Consider the following 18338-nt stretch of genomic DNA (forward strand, 5'->3'; position numbering starts at 1 on the left):
AGTTAAGCTCTCCAGCGCCGATGGTAGTCGGGTTTATCCCCGTGAGAGTAGGACGCCGCTAGGCAATCGAAAAACCCGGAAGTTTCCCAAAGCTTCCGGGTTTATTTTGTATCTAGCATTGTACGAGCATGTTAAAATACACTGAAAAAATAGTATAAGAGATGATAGATTGGTCCATACTAAAGCCATGGAGGTGATAGTGTTGAAATCAATCAATCGCTGTGGCATATGTGAGCGTAATACGACAGAGGGCATTCATATCTATCAATTATTTGTTTGTGAAACTTGTGAGAAAGAAATCATAGAAACAGAACCTGGAGATGCTAGATATTCTTTTTATATTAATAAGTTGAAAAATATAGTGCCCTCAAAAATTCATTCTTAACATGAAGATCTTCGCAGTCCAAGCGAAGGTCTTTTTTCATCGGAGTCTCGCAATTTCCCGGCCCTCCTTACGCTTGTATGGGTAACGGAAACGCTCTACGTTGGTAATAAAAGCTATAAATTGAGGGAAAAGCGGCTTCTATGCAATTACAAAGCAAGGAACCTTGCATTCGGATAGTTCGCGGGTTCGTTAATGTTTATAACAGCCGCCCTTACTCCTGATTCGGCAACGGACCCAAATTATCTCGAAATCAAGTCTTCGACTTTTCGGCCCTTTAGTTGAATAAGCCTCTTACCAGCGTCTATGCTTGTAATCACTCGGTGAGTTAGATAAGATGAAGGGGATTTTCATTGTAACTAAAAAGGGGTAGCCTTTTATGTCTTTAGACCAAACAAACACGCCACTTTACGATATGCTGGTGAATTATAAAAATCGCGAACTTGACTCCTACCATGTACCAGGGCATAAAAATGGAAAAATATTTTCAAGCCGAGGTATGGATGAGTTTCAATCGCTCCTTCAGATGGATGCTACGGAGATTACCGGTATGGATGATTTACATGATGCACACGGACCAATACAACAGGCACAAGCATTGGCGGCTGATTTCTTTCACAGTGATTCATCCTACTTTTTAATTAATGGAAGTACTGCTGGAAACCTGGCGATGCTCCTAACGATATGTCAGGCGGGAGATAAGGTGATTGTCCAGCGGAATTGTCACAAATCCATTTTACATGGTTTAGAACTGGCTGGGGCTCAGCCCGTCTTTTTGGCGGCCAGCTATGAGGAACAATCAGCAAGATACAGCAAAATAGAGGTGGAAATAGTAGAGGAAGCACTGGTTCGTTTTCCAGAAGCAAAAGGACTGGTATTAACTTATCCAGACTACTTTGGCCGTACATATGAAATGGAAGAAATCATCAAGACAGTCCATCATTTTGAAGTACCTGTACTGGTTGATGAGGCTCATGGCATTCACTTCCACTTAGGCCGTCCTTTTCCTCCCCCCGCTTTAGAAGCAGGGGCAGACATCGTCGTCCAATCAGCGCATAAAATGGCACCCGCTATGACCATGGCTTCACTGCTCCATGCAAACGGGGAGCGTATTGATTTCGAAAGGCTCCGTTATTTTCTTCAAGTTTTCCAATCGAGCAGTCCTTCTTATCCTCTCATGGCGAGCCTGGACTTAGCCCGGCATTTTCTAGCTAACGCCACCGAAGAGATGGTTGGGAGGGCTATTCAGCATGCATCGAAAATCAGAGAAATTTTAGCTGAAGGGGACGGGTGGACCGTACTGCCAGTTAGCAGGTGTGATGATCCTCTTAAAATCACTCTGCAGGCAGATCGAGGCTGGAATGGCCTTCAAATAGCAGCTCTATTGGAGGATGCAGGCGTATTTCCGGAACTGGCACTTCCCGATCAGCTATTGCTCGTAACAGGGCTAGGGGAATACATTAATTTATGTCGCCTTAAAAACTCGATTTCTATCGTTAACGAACAATTAAAAACAACACGAAAGCATGCTACAATAAAGACGGTCAGCCTGTATACGGAAACGATTCAGGAACTAACGTTTTCTTATGAAAAAATGAAAAAGATGCAAAGCGTATTCACCCCATGGCAGGAGGCAGCAGGTAAGGTAGCGGCTCAGCCGGTAGTACCCTATCCTCCCGGTGTCCCTCTGCTGGTAAAAGGGGAAACAATTACAAAGAAACATATAGAACAAATAGTGCAGTTAATTGACCAGGGTACCCGTTTTCATAATGAGGAAATTAAAGAGGGAATGGTCACCTTTAAATAGATTTGAGGAGAATGAGTGTGGAAGGAATATTTATAACGTTTGAAGGCGGCGAAGGCGCAGGAAAAACTTCTGTGCTTAAAACTGTTGCAGAAGAATTAAATACTAAGGGTTATGATGTATTAGCAACCAGAGAGCCTGGTGGTATTGAAATAGCAGAAAAGATTCGTCATATCATCCTGGACCCGGCTCATACTTCAATGGATGGACGTACAGAAGCATTATTATATGCTGCTGCACGTAGGCAGCATCTCGTTGAAAAAGTACTGCCTGCATTGAAGGAAGGGAAGGTTGTGCTTTGCGACCGTTTTGTTGACAGCAGTTTGGCTTATCAAGGCTATGCGCGTGGCCTCGGCATGGATGAAGTATTCCAGATCAATCAGTTTGCCATCGAAAACCGCATGCCGGATATTACTTTATTTTTTGATATCAAGCCGGAGGACGGTCTAAAAAGAATTGCTGCTAATAAAGGCAGGGAGCAAAATCGTCTGGACATGGAAAAGCTGGATTTTCATTATCAAGTCTATGAGGCATATCAGAAGCTGATAGAAAAATTTCCTGAACGTATCCATGTTATAGACGCCTCACAATCGTTAGAGGCTGTTCAAAAAAAAGTTCTGCGAGAGCTGCAGCCATATTTGGTAAATAGTAATTGTAATAGCTGATATTTGATATAATATAAAAAAGGAAACGGGAGGCTGCAATGTTATGAAAATGATCATTGCTGTTATTCAGGATAAGGATAGTAGTCGTTTGACGGACGCTTTAGCAGAGCATAACTTCCAATCGACTAAATTAGCTACTACAGGCGGATTCCTGAAAGCAGGAAATACCACATTAATGATCGGTTGTAATGATGAAAATGTCGATGAAGCATTAGAAATCATCAAAGATAATTGTAGTCAGCGGGAACAAATGGTTGCACCTATTTCTCCAATGGGAGGAAATGCTGACTCCTACATTCCAAAACCGGTCAAAGTAGAAGTTGGTGGTGCGACCGTTTTTATCTTGCCAGTAGAATCCTATTTCCAATTTTAGTGTAAAGGGGTTTATGGAACGTGAAAATCAGTCAGGAAATACGCGCGCAGATAGATGCCGCTCAAAAACCCTCTAACACTAGCGGGAAAGGCCGGAAAGAATTCGATGCGCTTGTACAATCTCATAATCATAAAATGAAGGAGCAGGAGCTCCATAAATTATTAGGGGATATTAGTGCACAGGGTGAACGTGTAGCCCGTCATCGGTCTTTCCGGGATCTGGCTAAATATAAGCGGATGATCAAAAGCTTTCTCCAGGAAACAGTGGAGTCCGGCATGACTACCCGTCATTCCCACAATTGGAGTATGGATGGACAAACCCGAAAGCTTACTACCATTGAAGCGATTGATGAAAAATTGACCGAGCTGACAACCGCTGTAATGGATCAGGAGAAAAGGTCGATTGATATTTTAGGGATAGTTGGTGAGGTCAAGGGTTTATTAATCAATTTGTATACTTAAGGGCGGAATCGTAATGCATACATGGGAAGATATGAAACAAGTCCAACCCCTAGTCAGTAAAATGCTGATCAACAGCTTTAATAAAAATCGTATATCACACGCCTATCTCTTCCAGGGTTCCCAAGGAACAGGAAAAAGGGAGATAAGTCTGTTATTTGCAAAAGCAATTTTTTGTCCAAATCGGGATGGGGCAGAACCATGCCATCAATGCAATGCCTGTAAAAGAATTCACTCAGGAAACCATCCGGATCTTCATTGGATCAAGCCGGATGGGCAGTCGATAAAAAAAGATCAAATTCTTCACCTCCAAAAAGAATTCACCTATACGGGCCTGGAATCGAATCAAAAAGTCTATATTGTCGAAAGTGCTGACAAAATGACGGTCAATGCTGCAAACCGACTGCTCAAGTTTCTGGAGGAACCCAGTAAGCAGACAACAGCCATGCTACTGACCGAAAACAGTCATGCTATTCTGGATACGATTCGTTCCAGGTGCCAGTTGATGGCTTTTCAGCCGCTCAATTCTCAGGGTATCGAAGAGAGACTGACCGGTGAAGGTGTAAGTGAATCAAATGCAAAACTGCTTTCGCAAATGACGAATAATTTGTCGGAAGCATTGGAAATTCAAGCGGATGATTGGTTTGCTAATGCACGAAAATTAGTGATACAATTAATAGAAGTGCTGAACAATAAACCAAATGAAGCGCTTTTATTTATCAATCATCAGTGGATGCCTCATTTTAAGGAAAGAGAGCAGCTTCAACGCGGTTTGGACTTATTGATGTTCTGGTATAAGGACATGATCAATCATGAGTTGGAACGGGAAGAGGCCATCATTTACCAGCAAGAAAGAGATAGAATGGAGCAAATGTCTATGACCTTGACGCGTCAAAACGCAGTCAGCGGCTTATCATCTATCCTTGAGGCGAAGCGGAAGATAAATCAGAATGTCCATCCAACCCTTGTGATGGAACAACTTACACTTCACTTGAAGAGGTGATCATAATTGATCGAAGTGATAGGCATCCGCTTTAAACAAGCGGGTAAAATATATTATTTTGACCCAAGGAACATCCAGATGTCCACGGATGATTACGTAATAGTAGAAACAGTCCGTGGGATCGAATTCGGGAAAGTGGTCATTGCCAACCGGCAGGTAGACGAAGAAGACATTGTATTGCCTTTAAAAAAGGTCATCCGGATCGCAGATGAAAAAGATAAATTGACGGTGACCGAGAATAAAGAAAATGCAAAGGAAGCTTTCGCTGTCTGCGAAGAAAAGATTAAAGACCACAAGCTTGATATGAAGCTTGTTGATGTGGAATATACATTTGACCGCAATAAGGTGATTTTTTATTTTACTGCCGATGGGCGAGTAGACTTCCGGACACTTGTTAAAGATTTGGCATCTGTATTCAAAACCAGGATTGAACTTCGCCAAATCGGAGTACGGGATGAAGCGAAGCTGCTTGGCGGTATCGGACCTTGCGGAAGAATGTTATGCTGCTCCACATTCCTTGGTGATTTTGAACCAGTTTCCATTAAAATGGCCAAGGATCAAAACCTCTCGCTGAACCCGGCGAAAATTTCAGGACTATGTGGACGTTTGATGTGCTGCTTAAAGTATGAGAACGATGACTATGAAGCAGCCAAACGTGAACTTCCTGATCTTGGTCAGCGGATTACCACTTCAATGGGTAAAGGAAAAGTCGTAGGAATCAATATGCTGGAACGCCTTGTTCAAATTGAATTCCCTGAGCTCGAACGTACCCTTGAATATACGTTGCAGGATTTAATTGATGAAGGAGCCGTTTCAACCCAAGCCACAGAATGACGGGGTGGAAGGAAGCGTGAACAAGAAAGAAATTTTCGAGCAAGTATCCCATTTAGAATCACAAATTGGAGAACTATATCAGCAATTAGGTGATTTAAAAACCCAGTTGGCGCATCTTTTAGAGGAGAACCAACACTTATCCCTGGAAAACCACCACTTAAGGAAGCGGCTGGACAGGGAGACAGAAGTGCCTGACCGGCAACAAGCATCAAAAGGAAAAACCACTTCCAAGGATTCATATGTAGGGGAAGGTTATGATAACCTCGCCCGGTTATATGAAGAAGGCTTCCACATTTGCAACTTACATTTTGGCAGTCCAAGAGATGAAGATTGTTTGTTCTGTCTATCGTTCCTGAACAAGAAAAAATAAACGGAACACCGCCTTTCCTTCCCATAAGGAGAGGCTTTCTTTTTATAAGATAATAGAAATGAGTAAGAAAGGTAGCTGGAAAACAGATGGTTGTATTGAAAGATGATGAACGGATAGATGATTTATTAGCGGATGAGACGATGCAAATCATCCAAAGTCCTAGCGCTTTTGCATTTTCCCTCGATGCGGTCTTGCTTGCTGACTTCACCTACGTTCCAATCAAGAGAGGGAAAATCATTGATTTATGCACAGGGAATGGTGTCATTCCCCTGCTCCTGTCCCGTCGCTCGAAAGCCCAAATAACAGGAGTTGAAATTCAAGAACGGTTATATGATATGGCGGTGCGCAATGTCGAACTGAACCAGTTGGAGGGTCAACTGGAAATGATCCATGGTGATTTGAAGGACATGCCAGGACGATACGGGAACCGAAAGTTCGATTTAGTGACCGTCAATCCTCCCTATTTTCCTACACCTCGGAAAAAAGAGCAGAACCTAAATGATTACTTGACGATCGCCCGACATGAAATATACTGTTCCCTTGATGAAGTGGTACAATCGTGCAGTAAGCTTGTCCGCTCTGGAGGAAAGGTATCTATGGTACACAGACCGGGCAGGATGGCAGATATATTGACGCTGTTTCGAAAAAATAAAATCGAACCGAAACGGCTCCGACTCGTGTACCCGAAAGTGGGAAAAGAAGCTAATATTTTACTGGTGGAAGGAATCAAGGACGGGAATGCCGATCTGAAAATCCTCCCACCACTCTATGCCTTCACGAATGAGGGTGAATATACGGATGAGTTAAGGAACATCCTTTATGGAAAATAGCCATTATGTATATATGTTGAAATGCAATGATGGTTCCTTATATACGGGGTATACCAATAATTTAGAACAGCGCCTCGCCAAACATGAAAGGGGCAAAGGTGCAAAGTACACCAGAGGCCGCGGCCCATTTGAACTGGTGTACTGGGAAAGTTTCGAAACAAAAACAGCCGCCATGCGCAAGGAATTTCAAATAAAACGGTTGAGCAGGATTAAAAAAGAAGCATTGATTGCTTTAAAGAGTGAGGGAGACTGAATGGAAATACAAAAAAGTTTTGCTGCATCTGATTATGGCACACTTTATATTGTGCCAACGCCAATCGGTAACCTCGAAGATATGACCTTCCGGGCTGTCCGAACGTTACAGGAAGCTGCTAAAATAGCTGCCGAAGATACGCGCAACACAAAAAAGTTATTGAGTCACTTTGACATTCATACGCCTTTGGTAAGTTACCATGAACATAACAAGCACGCCCGTGAAAATCAGTTAATCGAGATACTGGAAAACGGAGAGGACCTTGCCATCGTCAGTGATGCTGGAATGCCGGGAATATCTGATCCTGGTTATGAACTGATCCAATCTGCTATCGCCAGCAATATTCCGGTGGTTGTACTTCCCGGAGCGAACGCAGCTCTATGCGCTTTAATTGGATCAGGGCTGGAAACAGAAAAGTTTTATTTCTATGGGTTTTTGCCGCGCAAAAAAAAGGACCGGGAACAAGAATTGGAGGGTATCAAGTCTTTTAGATCCACACTCGTATTTTATGAATCGCCGCACCGCTTGAAAGAAACCTTAAAAGCGATACAGAATGTGTTAGGAAAACGGAAAGCTTCTTTATCGAGGGAGCTGACGAAGCGCTATGAAGAATACCTCCGGGGAAATATCGACGAAGTGCTCGAGTGGGCGGAAACAAATGAACTTCGCGGAGAGTTTTGTATTGTGGTGGAGGGTAATAAGACTGAGGTACTACAGGATGAGCTATGGTGGAGCAGTTTATCGGTTATCGATCATGTTGAGCATTACATTAATAACGAGGACATGTCCAGTAAACAAGCGATCAAGCAAGCGGCAATCGACCGTAAACTTCCAAAACGTGAGGTGTATCAAGCGTACCATGTAGAAGAATAGCATGTTCCTTTCAACCGTCATGGAATTTAAAAAAGCACTGACTGCCAGTCGTTTCAGTCAGTGCTTTTTTTATTTTACATCTCTGTCTCTTTATCTGTTTTACTTATTTAATGCTGTCCTCGATTTCTTTCATCAATTTGCTCGCGCCTTCGCGGCTGAGTACCAATTTGCCATTTGCTAGAGAAAGGTTGTCCTCAGATACCTCACCAGTAACGTGGCATGTCATGTTCGGCTTATATTTTTTCAATACAATCCGATCATCATCCACATAGATTTCCAATGCGTCCTTTTCGTTGATTCCTAATGTGCGACGAAGCTCAATCGGAATAACTACGCGTCCAAGTTCATCAACTTTTCTTACAATACCAGTAGATTTCATTTTTGTTTCTCCCCTCAATCAAAAATTTTCGCCAGATTTCGACATCTGTCTAAGGTCATAATACCAACCTTTGCCAGCTATGTCAATTCTTAATTTTTCCAATTGTCTCAACACATTAACTCGTTAAAGCTACTAGATATAGTACGTTATTGAAGTATTTAGTATCCATGTTGGGATATTGCTGGTTTTTCAAGATTCAACTTTGTAACATTTTTGATAATTTATTACAATTAATTGAATATCTTTACCAGGGATTCCGACCATACCATTCGACAGATTTCTGTCAGTATATGGGGGTGTTTCGACAAAAAATATAAAATTACTTTGATATGCGCTCAATAATCTATCTTTGTTCCTGGGTCATTTTTTGAATTTCATAGGTTTCTACGGTATATTTTAATGTTAGGAATGGAAATCCTTTATATAAATCGATACAATAAGGAGATACGGAAAGTTATTCAATAAAGGCTAGACGCTAGCCTTTCGAATATAGTCTGAGGAGGGAAAAGGATGCCAGAAGAAAAGAATACATTCTATATTACAACACCAATCTACTATCCAAGCGGCAATCTCCATATCGGTCATGCCTACACTACCGTAGCAGGAGATGCGATGGCGAGGTATAAACGTTTACGAGGGTTTGATGTGATGTATTTGACTGGAACGGATGAGCACGGTCAAAAAATCCAGCGTAAAGCAAAAGAGCAAGATGTCACGCCTCAAGCCTACGTAGATGATATCGTAAGTGGAATCAAGGATCTATGGGAAAAGCTTGATATTTCCTATGACGATTTCATCCGCACGACCCAGGACCGTCATAAAAATATTGTCGAAAAGATTTTCTCCCACTTGCTTGAAAAGGGGGATATCTACCTCGATCAGTATGAAGGCTGGTATTGTACGCCTTGTGAATCCTTCTTCACAGAGCGTCAGCTGGATAATGGAAAATGCCCTGACTGTGGAGGCCCGGTGGAAAAGGTAAAAGAAGAATCTTATTTCTTTAAGATGAGCAAGTATGTCGACCAGCTGCTTGCCTTCTATGAAGAAAATCCGGAGTTCATCCAGCCGGAAAGCCGTAAAAATGAAATGGTCAATAACTTTATCAAGCCAGGGTTGGAAGATCTGGCTGTTTCTCGTACCACCTTCGACTGGGGTGTACAAGTCCCAGGTAACGCCGAGCACGTTATTTATGTGTGGATTGATGCACTCAGTAATTACATCACTGCGCTGGGTTATGGCACGGACAATGATGACAGGTATCAACAATATTGGCCGGCGGATGTTCATCTTGTCGGAAAAGAAATCGTACGGTTCCATACGATTTACTGGCCGATTATGCTGATGGCTTTGGACTTGCCTCTACCGAAGAAAGTCTTCGCTCACGGGTGGATTCTGATGAAAGACGGCAAAATGTCCAAATCAAAAGGAAATGTCGTCGATCCGGTGAAACTGATTGATCGTTATGGACTCGATGCCCTTCGATATTACTTGCTTCGTGAAGTGCCATTCGGCTCTGATGGTGTATTTACGCCGGAAGGGTTCGTCGAACGTACCAATTATGATCTTGCCAATGATTTAGGGAACTTGTTGAATCGTACGGTGGCAATGATCAGTAAGTACTTTGGCGGCGAGATTCCGGCATTTAAGGCTGGTGAAGATCAATATGATGAGAACCTGGAGCAACTGGCGAAAGATACTAAAGCACAAGTAGAAGATAACCTGGAAAATATGGAATTTTCGGTAGCTCTCTCCCAGCTTTGGACTTTTGTCAGCCGCACCAACAAATATATTGATGAAACACAGCCATGGGTATTGGCGAAGGATGAAGGTAAGAAAGAACGCCTTGGCAATGTGATGGCACACCTGGCCGAATCCTTGCGTCATATCGCTGTCATGCTGCAGCCATTCCTGACGCAGACTCCGGAGAAAATTTTCAAGCAGCTTGGAGTAGACCAGGAAGAGTTGAAGCAATGGGACAGCCTGGAACAAATCGGGATGCTTCCTGAAGGGACCAATGTTCAAAAAGACGATCCTATCTTCCCTCGCCTTGACGCTGAGGTTGAAATTCAAGCAATCAAAGACATGATGAAAAAGCCTGCAGCAAAACCAGAGCCGAAGAAGGAAGAACAGTCAGAAGAAGTTACGATTGACGACTTCATGAAACTGGATTTCCGTGTAGCGGAAGTAACGCAGGTAGACAAGATAAAAAAAGCAGATAAACTGCTAAGAATTCAATTAAACCTTGGTTATGAAAAGCGCCAGGTAGTATCAGGGATTGCAGAACATTATACGCCGGAAGAGCTGATCGGGAAGAAAGTTATATGTGTAACAAACCTGAAGCCTGTCAAACTTCGCGGCGAACTTTCCCAGGGAATGATTTTAGCTGGTGAAGATGAGAGCGGTAAACTTGCCTTAGCTTCTATTGACCAGACCCTGGAAAATGGCGCGAAAGTTAAATAATTGGACAAAAGGGAAAGCTAAAAATGGCTTTCCCTTTGCTTATAAAAGCCTCTGTTAAGAACATTTATTTTGATTTACCATAAGAGTCTTATTCCACTAAAGGGCCGAAAAGTCGAAGACTTGATTTCGAGATATTTATTGGGGATTAGGGGCTCCGGGAAACGATTCGCTTTCCGTGGGCGTGTGCTGAGTCTCCTCAGGCTTCGCCTTGCGGGGCCTCAGCGATCCCGCATATCCCACAGGAGTCTCACCGTTTCCCTACGCCCCTTTGCCATAGGAAGTTCTCGAAATCACACTTTTAAAAAATGCCCTATGATAATAGAAAGAAGATTTTGGTACCCTTACATCCTTTCTTAATGCCTGAGGATAAAGGTTTTATTGTAGCTCTTTCCCCTTTTGAAGGGTCCGTTTATTACAAAAATAGCTGGATGGGCAGGGAAACGGGGAGACTCCCGCGGGAGAAGGGGCTAGGCGAGATCCCGCAGGGCGTAGCCCGAGGAAGCTCGCCAGGTCCCCCGCAGGAAAGAAATGAATGCGTAATCGCCTTGAGAGACACGACACGCATAAGCAGAACAGCAAAAGGGAAGAGATCTTTCTTCCCGTTGATGGGCTGCTTATGACGCGAGTGTCTAGGCGATGAAGCTGGAAAGCGAGTCGTTTCCCAGACCATCCCTTTCCACTTATGGTAACGGACCCAACTATCTCGAAACTGAGTCTTCAGCAAAAGGGAGCATTAATTGTAAATCAGCAAGGAGTTTTAACAGAGTCATAACTATAAAAAGCTTAACTTTGAAAGGTGGTTGGAATGATGTTATTTGATACACATGTCCATTTAAATGCAGAACAATTTAAGGAAGATCGCGATGAAGTCATCCAACGTGCAAAGGATGAAGGAGTAGAATATATGGTCGTGGTGGGATTCGATCGACAGACCATTCCATTAGCGATTGAGATCGCAGAGTCCCATGATAATATATATGCTGCTGTTGGCTGGCATCCCGTGGATGCCATTGACATGGAAGACATGGACCTTGACTGGCTGGAGGAACTGTCTTCCCACCCGAAGGTAGTTGCCTTAGGGGAAATGGGTCTTGATTATCATTGGGATAAATCTCCTGCTGATGTCCAAAAAGAAGTGTTCCGCAAACAAATACACTTAGCCAAAAAGGTGAACATGCCGATCATTATCCATAACCGGGAAGCGACCCAGGATATCGTGGATATTTTAAAAGAAGAAAAAGCGGAAGAAGTAGGAGGCATCATGCATTGCTACAGCGGTTCCGTAGAGATTGCGGAAGAATGTGTGAAAATGAATTTTATGATTTCTCTCGGGGGACCAGTCACCTTCAAAAATGCTAAACGGCCAAAAGAAGTGGCAGAAGCGATTGATCTTGACTACTTGCTGGTAGAGACCGATTGTCCATTTTTAGCTCCTCATCCTAACCGCGGCAAACGAAACGAGCCGGCTTATGTTAAATTAGTGGCAGAGCAAATTGCTGATTTGAAAGGCGTTTCATTGGAAGAAGTGAGCGAAAAAACGACTAGAAATGCCTTGAAATTCTTCAACATTCACCAATAAAAGAATAAAAACGGTGAATTTTTTCCGTCCTCTCAAAAGAGGACGGTTTTTTAAATTCAAGAGCACAGGAAGAAAGTCGTACAGAAATGTGGTGTTGCTTGTCTTTTTGATGTCGATTTTTGTATGAAAGGTACTTTATTCCTATTTTATTATACAAATGTATGAGAATTGTAACATGTTTGTTATTTTAATTCGAAGGTCGGACGTGTATATTGGGTATTGTGCAACCGAGCGAGCAAGCTTTGGTTTTACATACGCAATTATTTTTTATGAGGAATTTTTTCTTATACTTTAATCCTTTAAGAAAGATAAACATTCTTAAAGTACAAAAAGGGGGAGGCACGGGGCATGAAAATATTTTCTAAGTTGTTGCCAGCTTCAAAAACTACGCTGGTCTTAACTATTATTAGCAGCGCCGTATTGTTTGCCTTACTTGGAGTTATAACTCATGAAGCAACCAAAGCAGAAGTCACTGTCAATCATAACGGGGAAACAACCCAGCTACGTACACATGCCGACACAGTGGGTGAACTTCTGCAGACATTAGAGATCAACACCTCAGAATATGATGAATTATCGCATCCAAAAGATACTGCATTGGCTAACGGAATGGAAGTCGATTATCAAAGTGCCGAGCCAGTCCATGTAGTAATCGATGGCGAACAAAAAGATTATTATACAACTGCCGATACAGTCGGAGAGTTTTTTGAGGAGCAGGATCTTCATTTTAAAAATCGAGACGAGGTTTCTCATACGGAAAAGGATCCGATTGAGCCTGGTATGAATATAGAAATTGCAAAAGCATTCCAGGTCACCATAAATGATGGCGGTGAGAAAACAAAAGTCTGGACTACCGCTTCCACTGTCGGTGCCTTCCTGAACGATCAGGAAATCGAGTTAGGTGAGCTGGATGAAATGAAACCTCAAGCGTCCAAACAACTGACAGAAAAGACACCAGTGAAAATCACACGTGTAGAAAAAGTCACCGATGTAGTCGAAGAAGAAATAGACTTTTCTGTAGTAACTAAACAGGATAGCTCTATTCCGAAAGGGGAAAGAAAAACGGTTACGGACGGTGAAAAAGGACTGGTCACAAAGAAGTACGAAGTGACATTGAAAAATGGCGAAGAGATCGACCGGAAGCTGATCAAGGAAGAACAGCAAAAGGAAAGTCAAAATAAAATCGTTGCAATTGGTACAAAAGAAGAGGAAAAGAAAGTTGTAACGCAAGCATCAAATAATACGAGTAAATCTTCGGATTCCAATAATAGTACTACGAAGAAATCGAACACAAGTAATAACGACAGTGACACCACAGTTTCCCGTGGAGACTCAGATAGCTCGGCCAAAACACTGCAAATGAGCGCCACTGCTTATACTGCCAGCTGCAGTGGTTGTTCCGGCATTACGGCGACAGGCATCAACCTGAAAGCGAACCCTGATGCGAAAGTTATTGCTGTCGATCCGAACGTCATTCCACTTGGTACAAGAGTATGGGTAGAAGGGTATGGAAATGCAATTGCCGGAGACACAGGTGGAGCGATCAATGGTAATAAGATCGACCTGTTCATGTCTTCCAAGAGCAAGGCGCAGAGCTTCGGACGTAAAACAGTGCAAGTGAAAATACTCGAATAATAACAACAAGCAGGGGACCCGCTCCTCTGCTTTTTCTTTTGCCTTCATTTCGTGGTATGCTGAAAACTACTAGCGTATTTCTGCACGGAGGAGTATAAGTGAGAAAAATTAAAGAAGTGATTGTGGTAGAAGGAAAAGATGACACAACTAAAGTAAAGCAAGCGGTGGACGCGGATACAATTGAATCCAACGGATCAGCTATCAACCAGGAAATAATTGAGCGAATCAGACATGCCAAAGAAAAGCGTGGCGTCATTATCTTTACAGACCCTGATGCTCCAGGTGAGCGGATTCGTACGATAATTTCTGATGCCGTTCCTGGATGCAAACATGCTTTTTTACCGAAAGATCAGGCAAGGTCCAAATTTGATCAGGGGATCGGAATTGAGCATGCGTCCTTAAAAGCGATTCAAGAAGCTCTCGCCACTGTATATGAATTAACCGAAACAGAGAACAATGAAATTACAAAGGCCGATTTATTAGCCTATGGATTGTTAGGTGGGCACCATGCAAGTCGAAGAAGAGACAAATTGGGGGAACGCCTTCGAATTGGGAAGACCAACGGTAAACAATTACTGAAGCGTCTGAATATGTTCCATATTTCGCAACAGGAATTCGAACAAACAATGGAAATGTTGATACAGGAGGAAAACGATGAATAACCAAAAAGCAATAGCCACCCCGACGAGAACGAAAGAAATTCTCGAACAATATGGTTTTTCCTTTAAGAAAAGTCTGGGACAAAATTTTTTAATTGATGCCAATATTTTAGAGAATATTGTGCGATATGCCGGGGTTGATGAACGGTCTGGCGCAATTGAGATAGGGCCGGGTATAGGAGCACTTACCGAGCAGCTGGCGAGAAATGCTGGTCGTGTGGTTGCTTTTGAAATTGACCAGCGACTTGTCCCGATATTGGAAGAAACCCTGTCTTCATACAATAATGTATCGGTCATCAACAAGGATATTTTAGAAGCGGACGTCCATGAAGTGATCAAAACAAACTTTGAAGCGGGACAGAGTTTAAAAATTGTTGCTAATCTTCCTTACTACATTACAACCCCTATTTTGATGAAATTATTGATGGAACGACTTCCGGTCGACAATATCACTGTGATGATTCAGAAGGAAGTGGCAGATCGAATGGCAGCTTCACCAAATACAAAAAGCTACGGATCATTATCGATAGCCGTTCAATACTATACAGAAGCAAAAGTGGTGATGAATGTCCCTAAAACCGTATTCATGCCCCAGCCAAATGTCGACTCTGCTGTCCTGCAGTTGATTCTTCGTGACGTGCCGCCCGTACAAGTCACCGATGAAGACTTTTTCTTCTCAACGGTTCAGGCAACTTTTGGTCAGCGTCGTAAAACATTGATGAATAACCTCTCCCGTCATTTCAAAGGGAAGCTGGAAAAAGATCAAATCAGGGAAACTCTGACGAATATCGCAATTGAGCCATCCCGCAGGGGAGAATCTTTGACGATGGAAGAATTTGCGATTTTGGCCAATGCTTTTTATGAGAAACAAAAGACGGTTTAACCCTTAGGGAGTACACATCTTCATATATTTCACATAGGCTATGTTAGTGAAATGTATGAGGTGGTGGCAAGATGATTGTCAAAGGGGATTTAGTAACGCGCATCTCTTATCAACACGACTTGTTATTCCGCGTTCAATCTGTCAAAGAGGATCGGGTGCTTTTATTCGGAGAAGATTTCCGGCTGGAGGCAGATGCACGTATTTCTGATTTGAAGAAAGTGACAGGTGAAGAATACCGAGCACATAAAAAGAAAGTGAAAGTGCAGGAAGACTATTCTTATCGGTTGTTCCGCCAGGACTATCAGCTGCTGAAAGAAAAAAGGGATCATGAGTCGACAGATGGCTTTAAATTTGAAAATAATTATTTTCAAATAGCTCCACGTGTCCTCCATGTTGACGGAGATCAACTTTTTCTGAAAAAGTGCATCCAACTCTATCAACAGTTAGGCATACAAGTACATGGAACCCATATGGGTGAAAAAGAAATGCCGATTCAAATAGGAGCCTTAATTGAAAGGATCCAGCCTGATATTGTCGTCATTACCGGTCACGATTCTTTTTCCAAGCATAAAGGATCGGTTCGTGACTTACGTGCGTATCGACATTCCCAATATTTCGTTGACACGGTTCGTGAAATCCGAAGTAAGGCATCGCACCTGGATCAACTGGTTATTTTTGCAGGTGCCTGTCAATCCCATTTCGAGTCGTTGATTAAAGCCGGGGCTAATTACGCAAGCTCACCACAGCGAATAAACATTCACGCTTTGGATCCTGTCTATATCGTTGCGCGCATCGCCTATACGTCATTCATGGATAAAGTTAATGTAAGGGAAGTATTGCGTAATACCCTGACAGGTGAAGAGGGGCTTGGCGGGGTCGAGACGCGAGGCCTGCTCAGGGTCGGTATGCCTTTTCGCTCCTTGGAAATACTGGAAAAGAAAGAAAATGAAGAAAATGATAAAGAAGAAGACACCAATTCAAAAGTTTAGTGTACCCAGAATATAAACGGATGATCTAAAAGGGAGAATAAGCGCATTAATTCCTATGCTTTAGCCTTTTAGATTGATCCGTTTTATTTTTTACTTTAAGAAAGTATAACTTTGCTAAAAGATTAAAGTATGGAACCAGTTTTTCTAATATACATATTTTTACCTTTTTCAGGAATAATAAAGATATCGTGACACAAGCAATTATTTTATTGACATTAAAATTGTCATACTGGTATAATATAAGTTTTTATTTGACATCGTCGATGGCTTGTGTTATATTTATATACAGTGAGGTGGAGTGTAGTGGCTAAAACGTTATTCGAAATAAAAGAATCCCTTGAAGGCCAAATTGGTAAGCGATTGACATTGACAGCAAATGGAGGACGGAGAAAGACCATCCAACGTTCCGGTGTTCTGGCAGAAACGTATCCATCTGTGTTCATTGTTGAGCTTGACCAGGAGGAAAATGCTTTTGAACGAGTATCTTATAGCTATGCGGATGTACTTACGGAAACTGTGGAATTAAGCTTTGATGAAATGAACAAACTAGCTACAAGCTAGCTATCTGGAACAGTAAACATTGGTTTACTGTTCTTTTTCATTTTATCAGAAATAGTCCATAATCATGTCAGGGAATTTTTCCCGTGGTTACCCATTAGTTACTGAATGAATACCCCTGAATGACATATGCTAGGAATGTCCGTAACTAAGCTTTTTGAAAGGAGCTGTAAACGGATGAGCAGAAGAAGAGGGGTTATGTCGGATCACCTTAAAGAAGAAATTGCGAAAGAACTTGGGTTCTATGACACGATTAAGAAGGAAGGCTGGGGTGGAATTACAACCCGCGATGCCGGAAATATCGTGAAACGCGCCATTCAAATGGCCGAGGAACAAATGATAAGGGAGCGGTCCTGATGGACGCTCCCTTTTTTGAAAGGAAATATGGTACAATCTCCTATAGGAATGATGAGGAAAAGTAGGTGGAACCATGTATGTGTATGAAAAAGCGCCGGCGAAAATAAACCTTTCATTAGACGTTCTATATAAACGTGATGATGGATTTCATGAAGTTGAAATGGTCATGACGACGATTGATTTAGCAGATCGAATTACGCTGGAGGCGTTGGAGGAAGATCAGATCATTATCGAGTCTGAAAGCAGGTTCGTTCCTAATGATGAAAGAAATCTCGCCTACCGGGCAGCCAAATTAGTAAAAGATACATACCAGGTTGAGGCAGGCGTCAGGATATTTATCGAAAAAAACATCCCTGTCGCTGCAGGGCTTGCTGGAGGAAGCAGTGATGCGGCGGCTGTACTACGCGGCGTTAACCGTCTTTGGAAGCTTGCGCTGAACATTGATGAACTTGCCAGTTTAGGGAGTGAAATCGGCTCTGATGTTTCCTTTTGTGTTTATGGGGGGACCGCGTTAGCAAAAGGCCGGGGGGAGCAGATCGTAAACCTGCCTGCACCGCCTGCTTGCTGGGTCGTCCTTGCAAAACCTGCCATTGGGGTCTCTACTGCTACAGTCTACAAAAAATATCAGGGGGAAAAGGGGGAACACCCCAATACTTCATCGATGATCGAGGCACTTGAAATTGGAGACTTTAAACAGCTATGTGATAATGTCGGCAATGTTCTGGAGTCTGTCACGTTAGAACTTCATCCAAAAGTCAGGCAGATCAAGCATCAAATGGCACAAGCCGGGGCGGATGCCGTGCTGATGAGTGGAAGTGGCCCTACGGTATTTTCACTTGCTCACCAAGAAACGAGAGCGCAACGCATATTCAATAGCTTGAAGGGTTTTTGTGATGAAGTATACCTCGTCCGTATGTTAGGATACCGTTCCAACACTTGATTAAAACCGTATGAATCTGGTAATATTAGATGATAATATTCGGATTTTGAGGTG

21 protein-coding genes are annotated in these 18338 nt (G+C 42.6%); 20 read left to right on the forward strand and 1 reads right to left on the reverse strand.

The features are described 5' to 3' along the window. Positions 1-202: 202 nt before the first annotated feature. The 11 genes from FHS45_RS19360 to rsmI all read left to right on the forward strand — a co-directional run bounded on the left by FHS45_RS19360 (position 203) and on the right by rsmI (position 7845). Positions 203-385, forward strand: coding sequence for a sigma factor G inhibitor Gin (locus FHS45_RS19360; RefSeq protein WP_229717962.1), 183 nt, complete (start codon positions 203-205; stop codon positions 383-385). Between the two features lie 376 nt (positions 386-761). Then, positions 762-2189, forward strand: coding sequence for an aminotransferase class I/II-fold pyridoxal phosphate-dependent enzyme (locus FHS45_RS19365; RefSeq protein ID WP_062438394.1), 1428 nt, complete (start codon positions 762-764; stop codon positions 2187-2189). A gap of 17 nt (positions 2190-2206) precedes the next feature. Further along, a complete protein-coding gene (gene tmk / locus FHS45_RS19370; RefSeq protein ID WP_062438397.1) occupies positions 2207-2851 on the forward strand; it encodes a dTMP kinase in 645 nt (214 codons plus the stop codon). A gap of 43 nt (positions 2852-2894) precedes the next feature. Continuing rightward, positions 2895-3224, forward strand: coding sequence for a cyclic-di-AMP receptor (locus FHS45_RS19375; protein ID WP_062438399.1), 330 nt, complete (start codon positions 2895-2897; stop codon positions 3222-3224). Between the two features lie 20 nt (positions 3225-3244). Continuing rightward, positions 3245-3685, forward strand: coding sequence for a YaaR family protein (locus tag FHS45_RS19380; protein ID WP_062438403.1), 441 nt, complete (start codon positions 3245-3247; stop codon positions 3683-3685). A gap of 13 nt (positions 3686-3698) precedes the next feature. Continuing rightward, positions 3699-4685 (forward strand): DNA polymerase III subunit delta', encoded by a 987-nt coding sequence (holB, locus tag FHS45_RS19385; protein ID WP_062438406.1) that lies wholly within the window; start codon positions 3699-3701, stop codon positions 4683-4685. 6 nt (positions 4686-4691) lie between these two features. Next, positions 4692-5519, forward strand: coding sequence for a PSP1 domain-containing protein (locus FHS45_RS19390; RefSeq protein WP_062438409.1), 828 nt, complete (start codon positions 4692-4694; stop codon positions 5517-5519). Between the two features lie 16 nt (positions 5520-5535). Further along, positions 5536-5889 carry a DNA replication initiation control protein YabA gene (gene yabA / locus FHS45_RS19395; protein ID WP_062438530.1) on the forward strand — a complete coding sequence of 118 codons (354 nt, stop codon included), beginning with the start codon at positions 5536-5538 and terminating at the stop codon, positions 5887-5889. Positions 5890-5975: 86 nt separating this feature from the next. Next, on the forward strand, positions 5976-6719 hold the full coding sequence (locus FHS45_RS19400) for a tRNA1(Val) (adenine(37)-N6)-methyltransferase (protein ID WP_062438412.1): 744 nt from the start codon (positions 5976-5978) through the stop codon (positions 6717-6719). Beyond that, a complete protein-coding gene (locus FHS45_RS19405) occupies positions 6709-6972 on the forward strand; it encodes a GIY-YIG nuclease family protein (protein WP_062438415.1) in 264 nt (87 codons plus the stop codon). Before FHS45_RS19400 ends, FHS45_RS19405 begins: the two co-directional genes overlap by 11 nt. Beyond that, positions 6973-7845 carry a 16S rRNA (cytidine(1402)-2'-O)-methyltransferase gene (gene rsmI / locus FHS45_RS19410; protein ID WP_062438418.1) on the forward strand — a complete coding sequence of 291 codons (873 nt, stop codon included), beginning with the start codon at positions 6973-6975 and terminating at the stop codon, positions 7843-7845. Between the two features lie 103 nt (positions 7846-7948). Here rsmI and FHS45_RS19415 read toward each other — a convergent pair whose 3' ends face one another. Beyond that, on the reverse strand, positions 7949-8224 hold the full coding sequence (locus FHS45_RS19415) for an AbrB/MazE/SpoVT family DNA-binding domain-containing protein (protein WP_062438421.1): 276 nt from the start codon (positions 8222-8224) through the stop codon (positions 7949-7951). A 510-nt stretch (positions 8225-8734) separates the two neighbouring features. Between FHS45_RS19415 and metG the strand changes: the two genes are divergently transcribed. The 9 genes from metG to ispE all read left to right on the forward strand — a co-directional run bounded on the left by metG (position 8735) and on the right by ispE (position 18284). Beyond that, positions 8735-10684 (forward strand): methionine--tRNA ligase, encoded by a 1950-nt coding sequence (gene metG, locus FHS45_RS19420; RefSeq protein ID WP_062438423.1) that lies wholly within the window; start codon positions 8735-8737, stop codon positions 10682-10684. A gap of 808 nt (positions 10685-11492) precedes the next feature. Next, positions 11493-12263 (forward strand): TatD family hydrolase, encoded by a 771-nt coding sequence (locus tag FHS45_RS19425; RefSeq protein WP_062438427.1) that lies wholly within the window; start codon positions 11493-11495, stop codon positions 12261-12263. A gap of 348 nt (positions 12264-12611) precedes the next feature. Beyond that, on the forward strand, positions 12612-13898 hold the full coding sequence (locus tag FHS45_RS19430; RefSeq protein ID WP_062438430.1) for a G5 and 3D domain-containing protein: 1287 nt from the start codon (positions 12612-12614) through the stop codon (positions 13896-13898). 98 nt (positions 13899-13996) lie between these two features. Continuing rightward, positions 13997-14560, forward strand: coding sequence for a ribonuclease M5 (gene rnmV / locus FHS45_RS19435; protein WP_062438434.1), 564 nt, complete (start codon positions 13997-13999; stop codon positions 14558-14560). Beyond that, positions 14553-15440 (forward strand): 16S rRNA (adenine(1518)-N(6)/adenine(1519)-N(6))-dimethyltransferase RsmA, encoded by an 888-nt coding sequence (gene rsmA / locus FHS45_RS19440; RefSeq protein ID WP_062438437.1) that lies wholly within the window; start codon positions 14553-14555, stop codon positions 15438-15440. Before rnmV ends, rsmA begins: the two co-directional genes overlap by 8 nt. 71 nt (positions 15441-15511) lie before the next feature. After that, positions 15512-16429, forward strand: a complete 918-nt coding sequence (gene yabG / locus FHS45_RS19445) for a sporulation peptidase YabG (RefSeq protein WP_062438440.1) — start codon at positions 15512-15514, stop codon at positions 16427-16429. A gap of 303 nt (positions 16430-16732) precedes the next feature. After that, positions 16733-16990: a biofilm formation stimulator Veg gene (gene veg / locus FHS45_RS19450; protein WP_062438443.1), complete on the forward strand. Its 258-nt coding sequence runs from the start codon at positions 16733-16735 to the stop codon at positions 16988-16990. Between the two features lie 174 nt (positions 16991-17164). After that, complete coding sequence (locus FHS45_RS19455; protein ID WP_062438445.1) at positions 17165-17344, forward strand: small, acid-soluble spore protein, alpha/beta type; 180 nt, start codon at positions 17165-17167, stop codon at positions 17342-17344. 73 nt (positions 17345-17417) lie between these two features. Beyond that, entirely contained in the window at positions 17418-18284 is an 867-nt protein-coding gene (ispE, locus tag FHS45_RS19460) for a 4-(cytidine 5'-diphospho)-2-C-methyl-D-erythritol kinase (RefSeq protein WP_062438450.1), read from the forward strand. The last annotated feature ends 54 nt before the right edge of the window (positions 18285-18338 follow it).

Source organism: Thalassobacillus devorans (assembly GCF_011761345.1).
Classification (GTDB): domain Bacteria; phylum Bacillota; class Bacilli; order Bacillales; family Halobacillaceae; genus Thalassobacillus; species Thalassobacillus devorans.

Excerpts from the sequence above, each read along its gene's own strand:
- FHS45_RS19365 (WP_062438394.1), top strand. The coding sequence starts at position 762 with ATGTCTTTAGACCAAACAAACACGCCACTTTACGATATGCTGGTGAAT.
- FHS45_RS19375 (WP_062438399.1), top strand. The coding sequence starts at position 2,895 with ATGAAAATGATCATTGCTGTTATTCAGGATAAGGATAGTAGTCGTTTG.
- holB (WP_062438406.1), top strand. The coding sequence starts at position 3,699 with ATGCATACATGGGAAGATATGAAACAAGTCCAACCCCTAGTCAGTAAA.
- FHS45_RS19400 (WP_062438412.1), top strand. The coding sequence starts at position 5,976 with ATGGTTGTATTGAAAGATGATGAACGGATAGATGATTTATTAGCGGAT.
- FHS45_RS19405 (WP_062438415.1), top strand. The coding sequence starts at position 6,709 with ATGGAAAATAGCCATTATGTATATATGTTGAAATGCAATGATGGTTCC.
- rsmI (WP_062438418.1), top strand. The coding sequence starts at position 6,973 with ATGGAAATACAAAAAAGTTTTGCTGCATCTGATTATGGCACACTTTAT.
- FHS45_RS19415 (WP_062438421.1), bottom strand. The coding sequence starts at position 8,224 with ATGAAATCTACTGGTATTGTAAGAAAAGTTGATGAACTTGGACGCGTA.
- metG (WP_062438423.1), top strand. The coding sequence starts at position 8,735 with ATGCCAGAAGAAAAGAATACATTCTATATTACAACACCAATCTACTAT.
- FHS45_RS19425 (WP_062438427.1), top strand. The coding sequence starts at position 11,493 with ATGTTATTTGATACACATGTCCATTTAAATGCAGAACAATTTAAGGAA.
- FHS45_RS19430 (WP_062438430.1), top strand. The coding sequence starts at position 12,612 with ATGAAAATATTTTCTAAGTTGTTGCCAGCTTCAAAAACTACGCTGGTC.
- rsmA (WP_062438437.1), top strand. The coding sequence starts at position 14,553 with ATGAATAACCAAAAAGCAATAGCCACCCCGACGAGAACGAAAGAAATT.
- yabG (WP_062438440.1), top strand. The coding sequence starts at position 15,512 with ATGATTGTCAAAGGGGATTTAGTAACGCGCATCTCTTATCAACACGAC.
- FHS45_RS19455 (WP_062438445.1), top strand. The coding sequence starts at position 17,165 with ATGAGCAGAAGAAGAGGGGTTATGTCGGATCACCTTAAAGAAGAAATT.
- ispE (WP_062438450.1), top strand. The coding sequence starts at position 17,418 with ATGTATGTGTATGAAAAAGCGCCGGCGAAAATAAACCTTTCATTAGAC.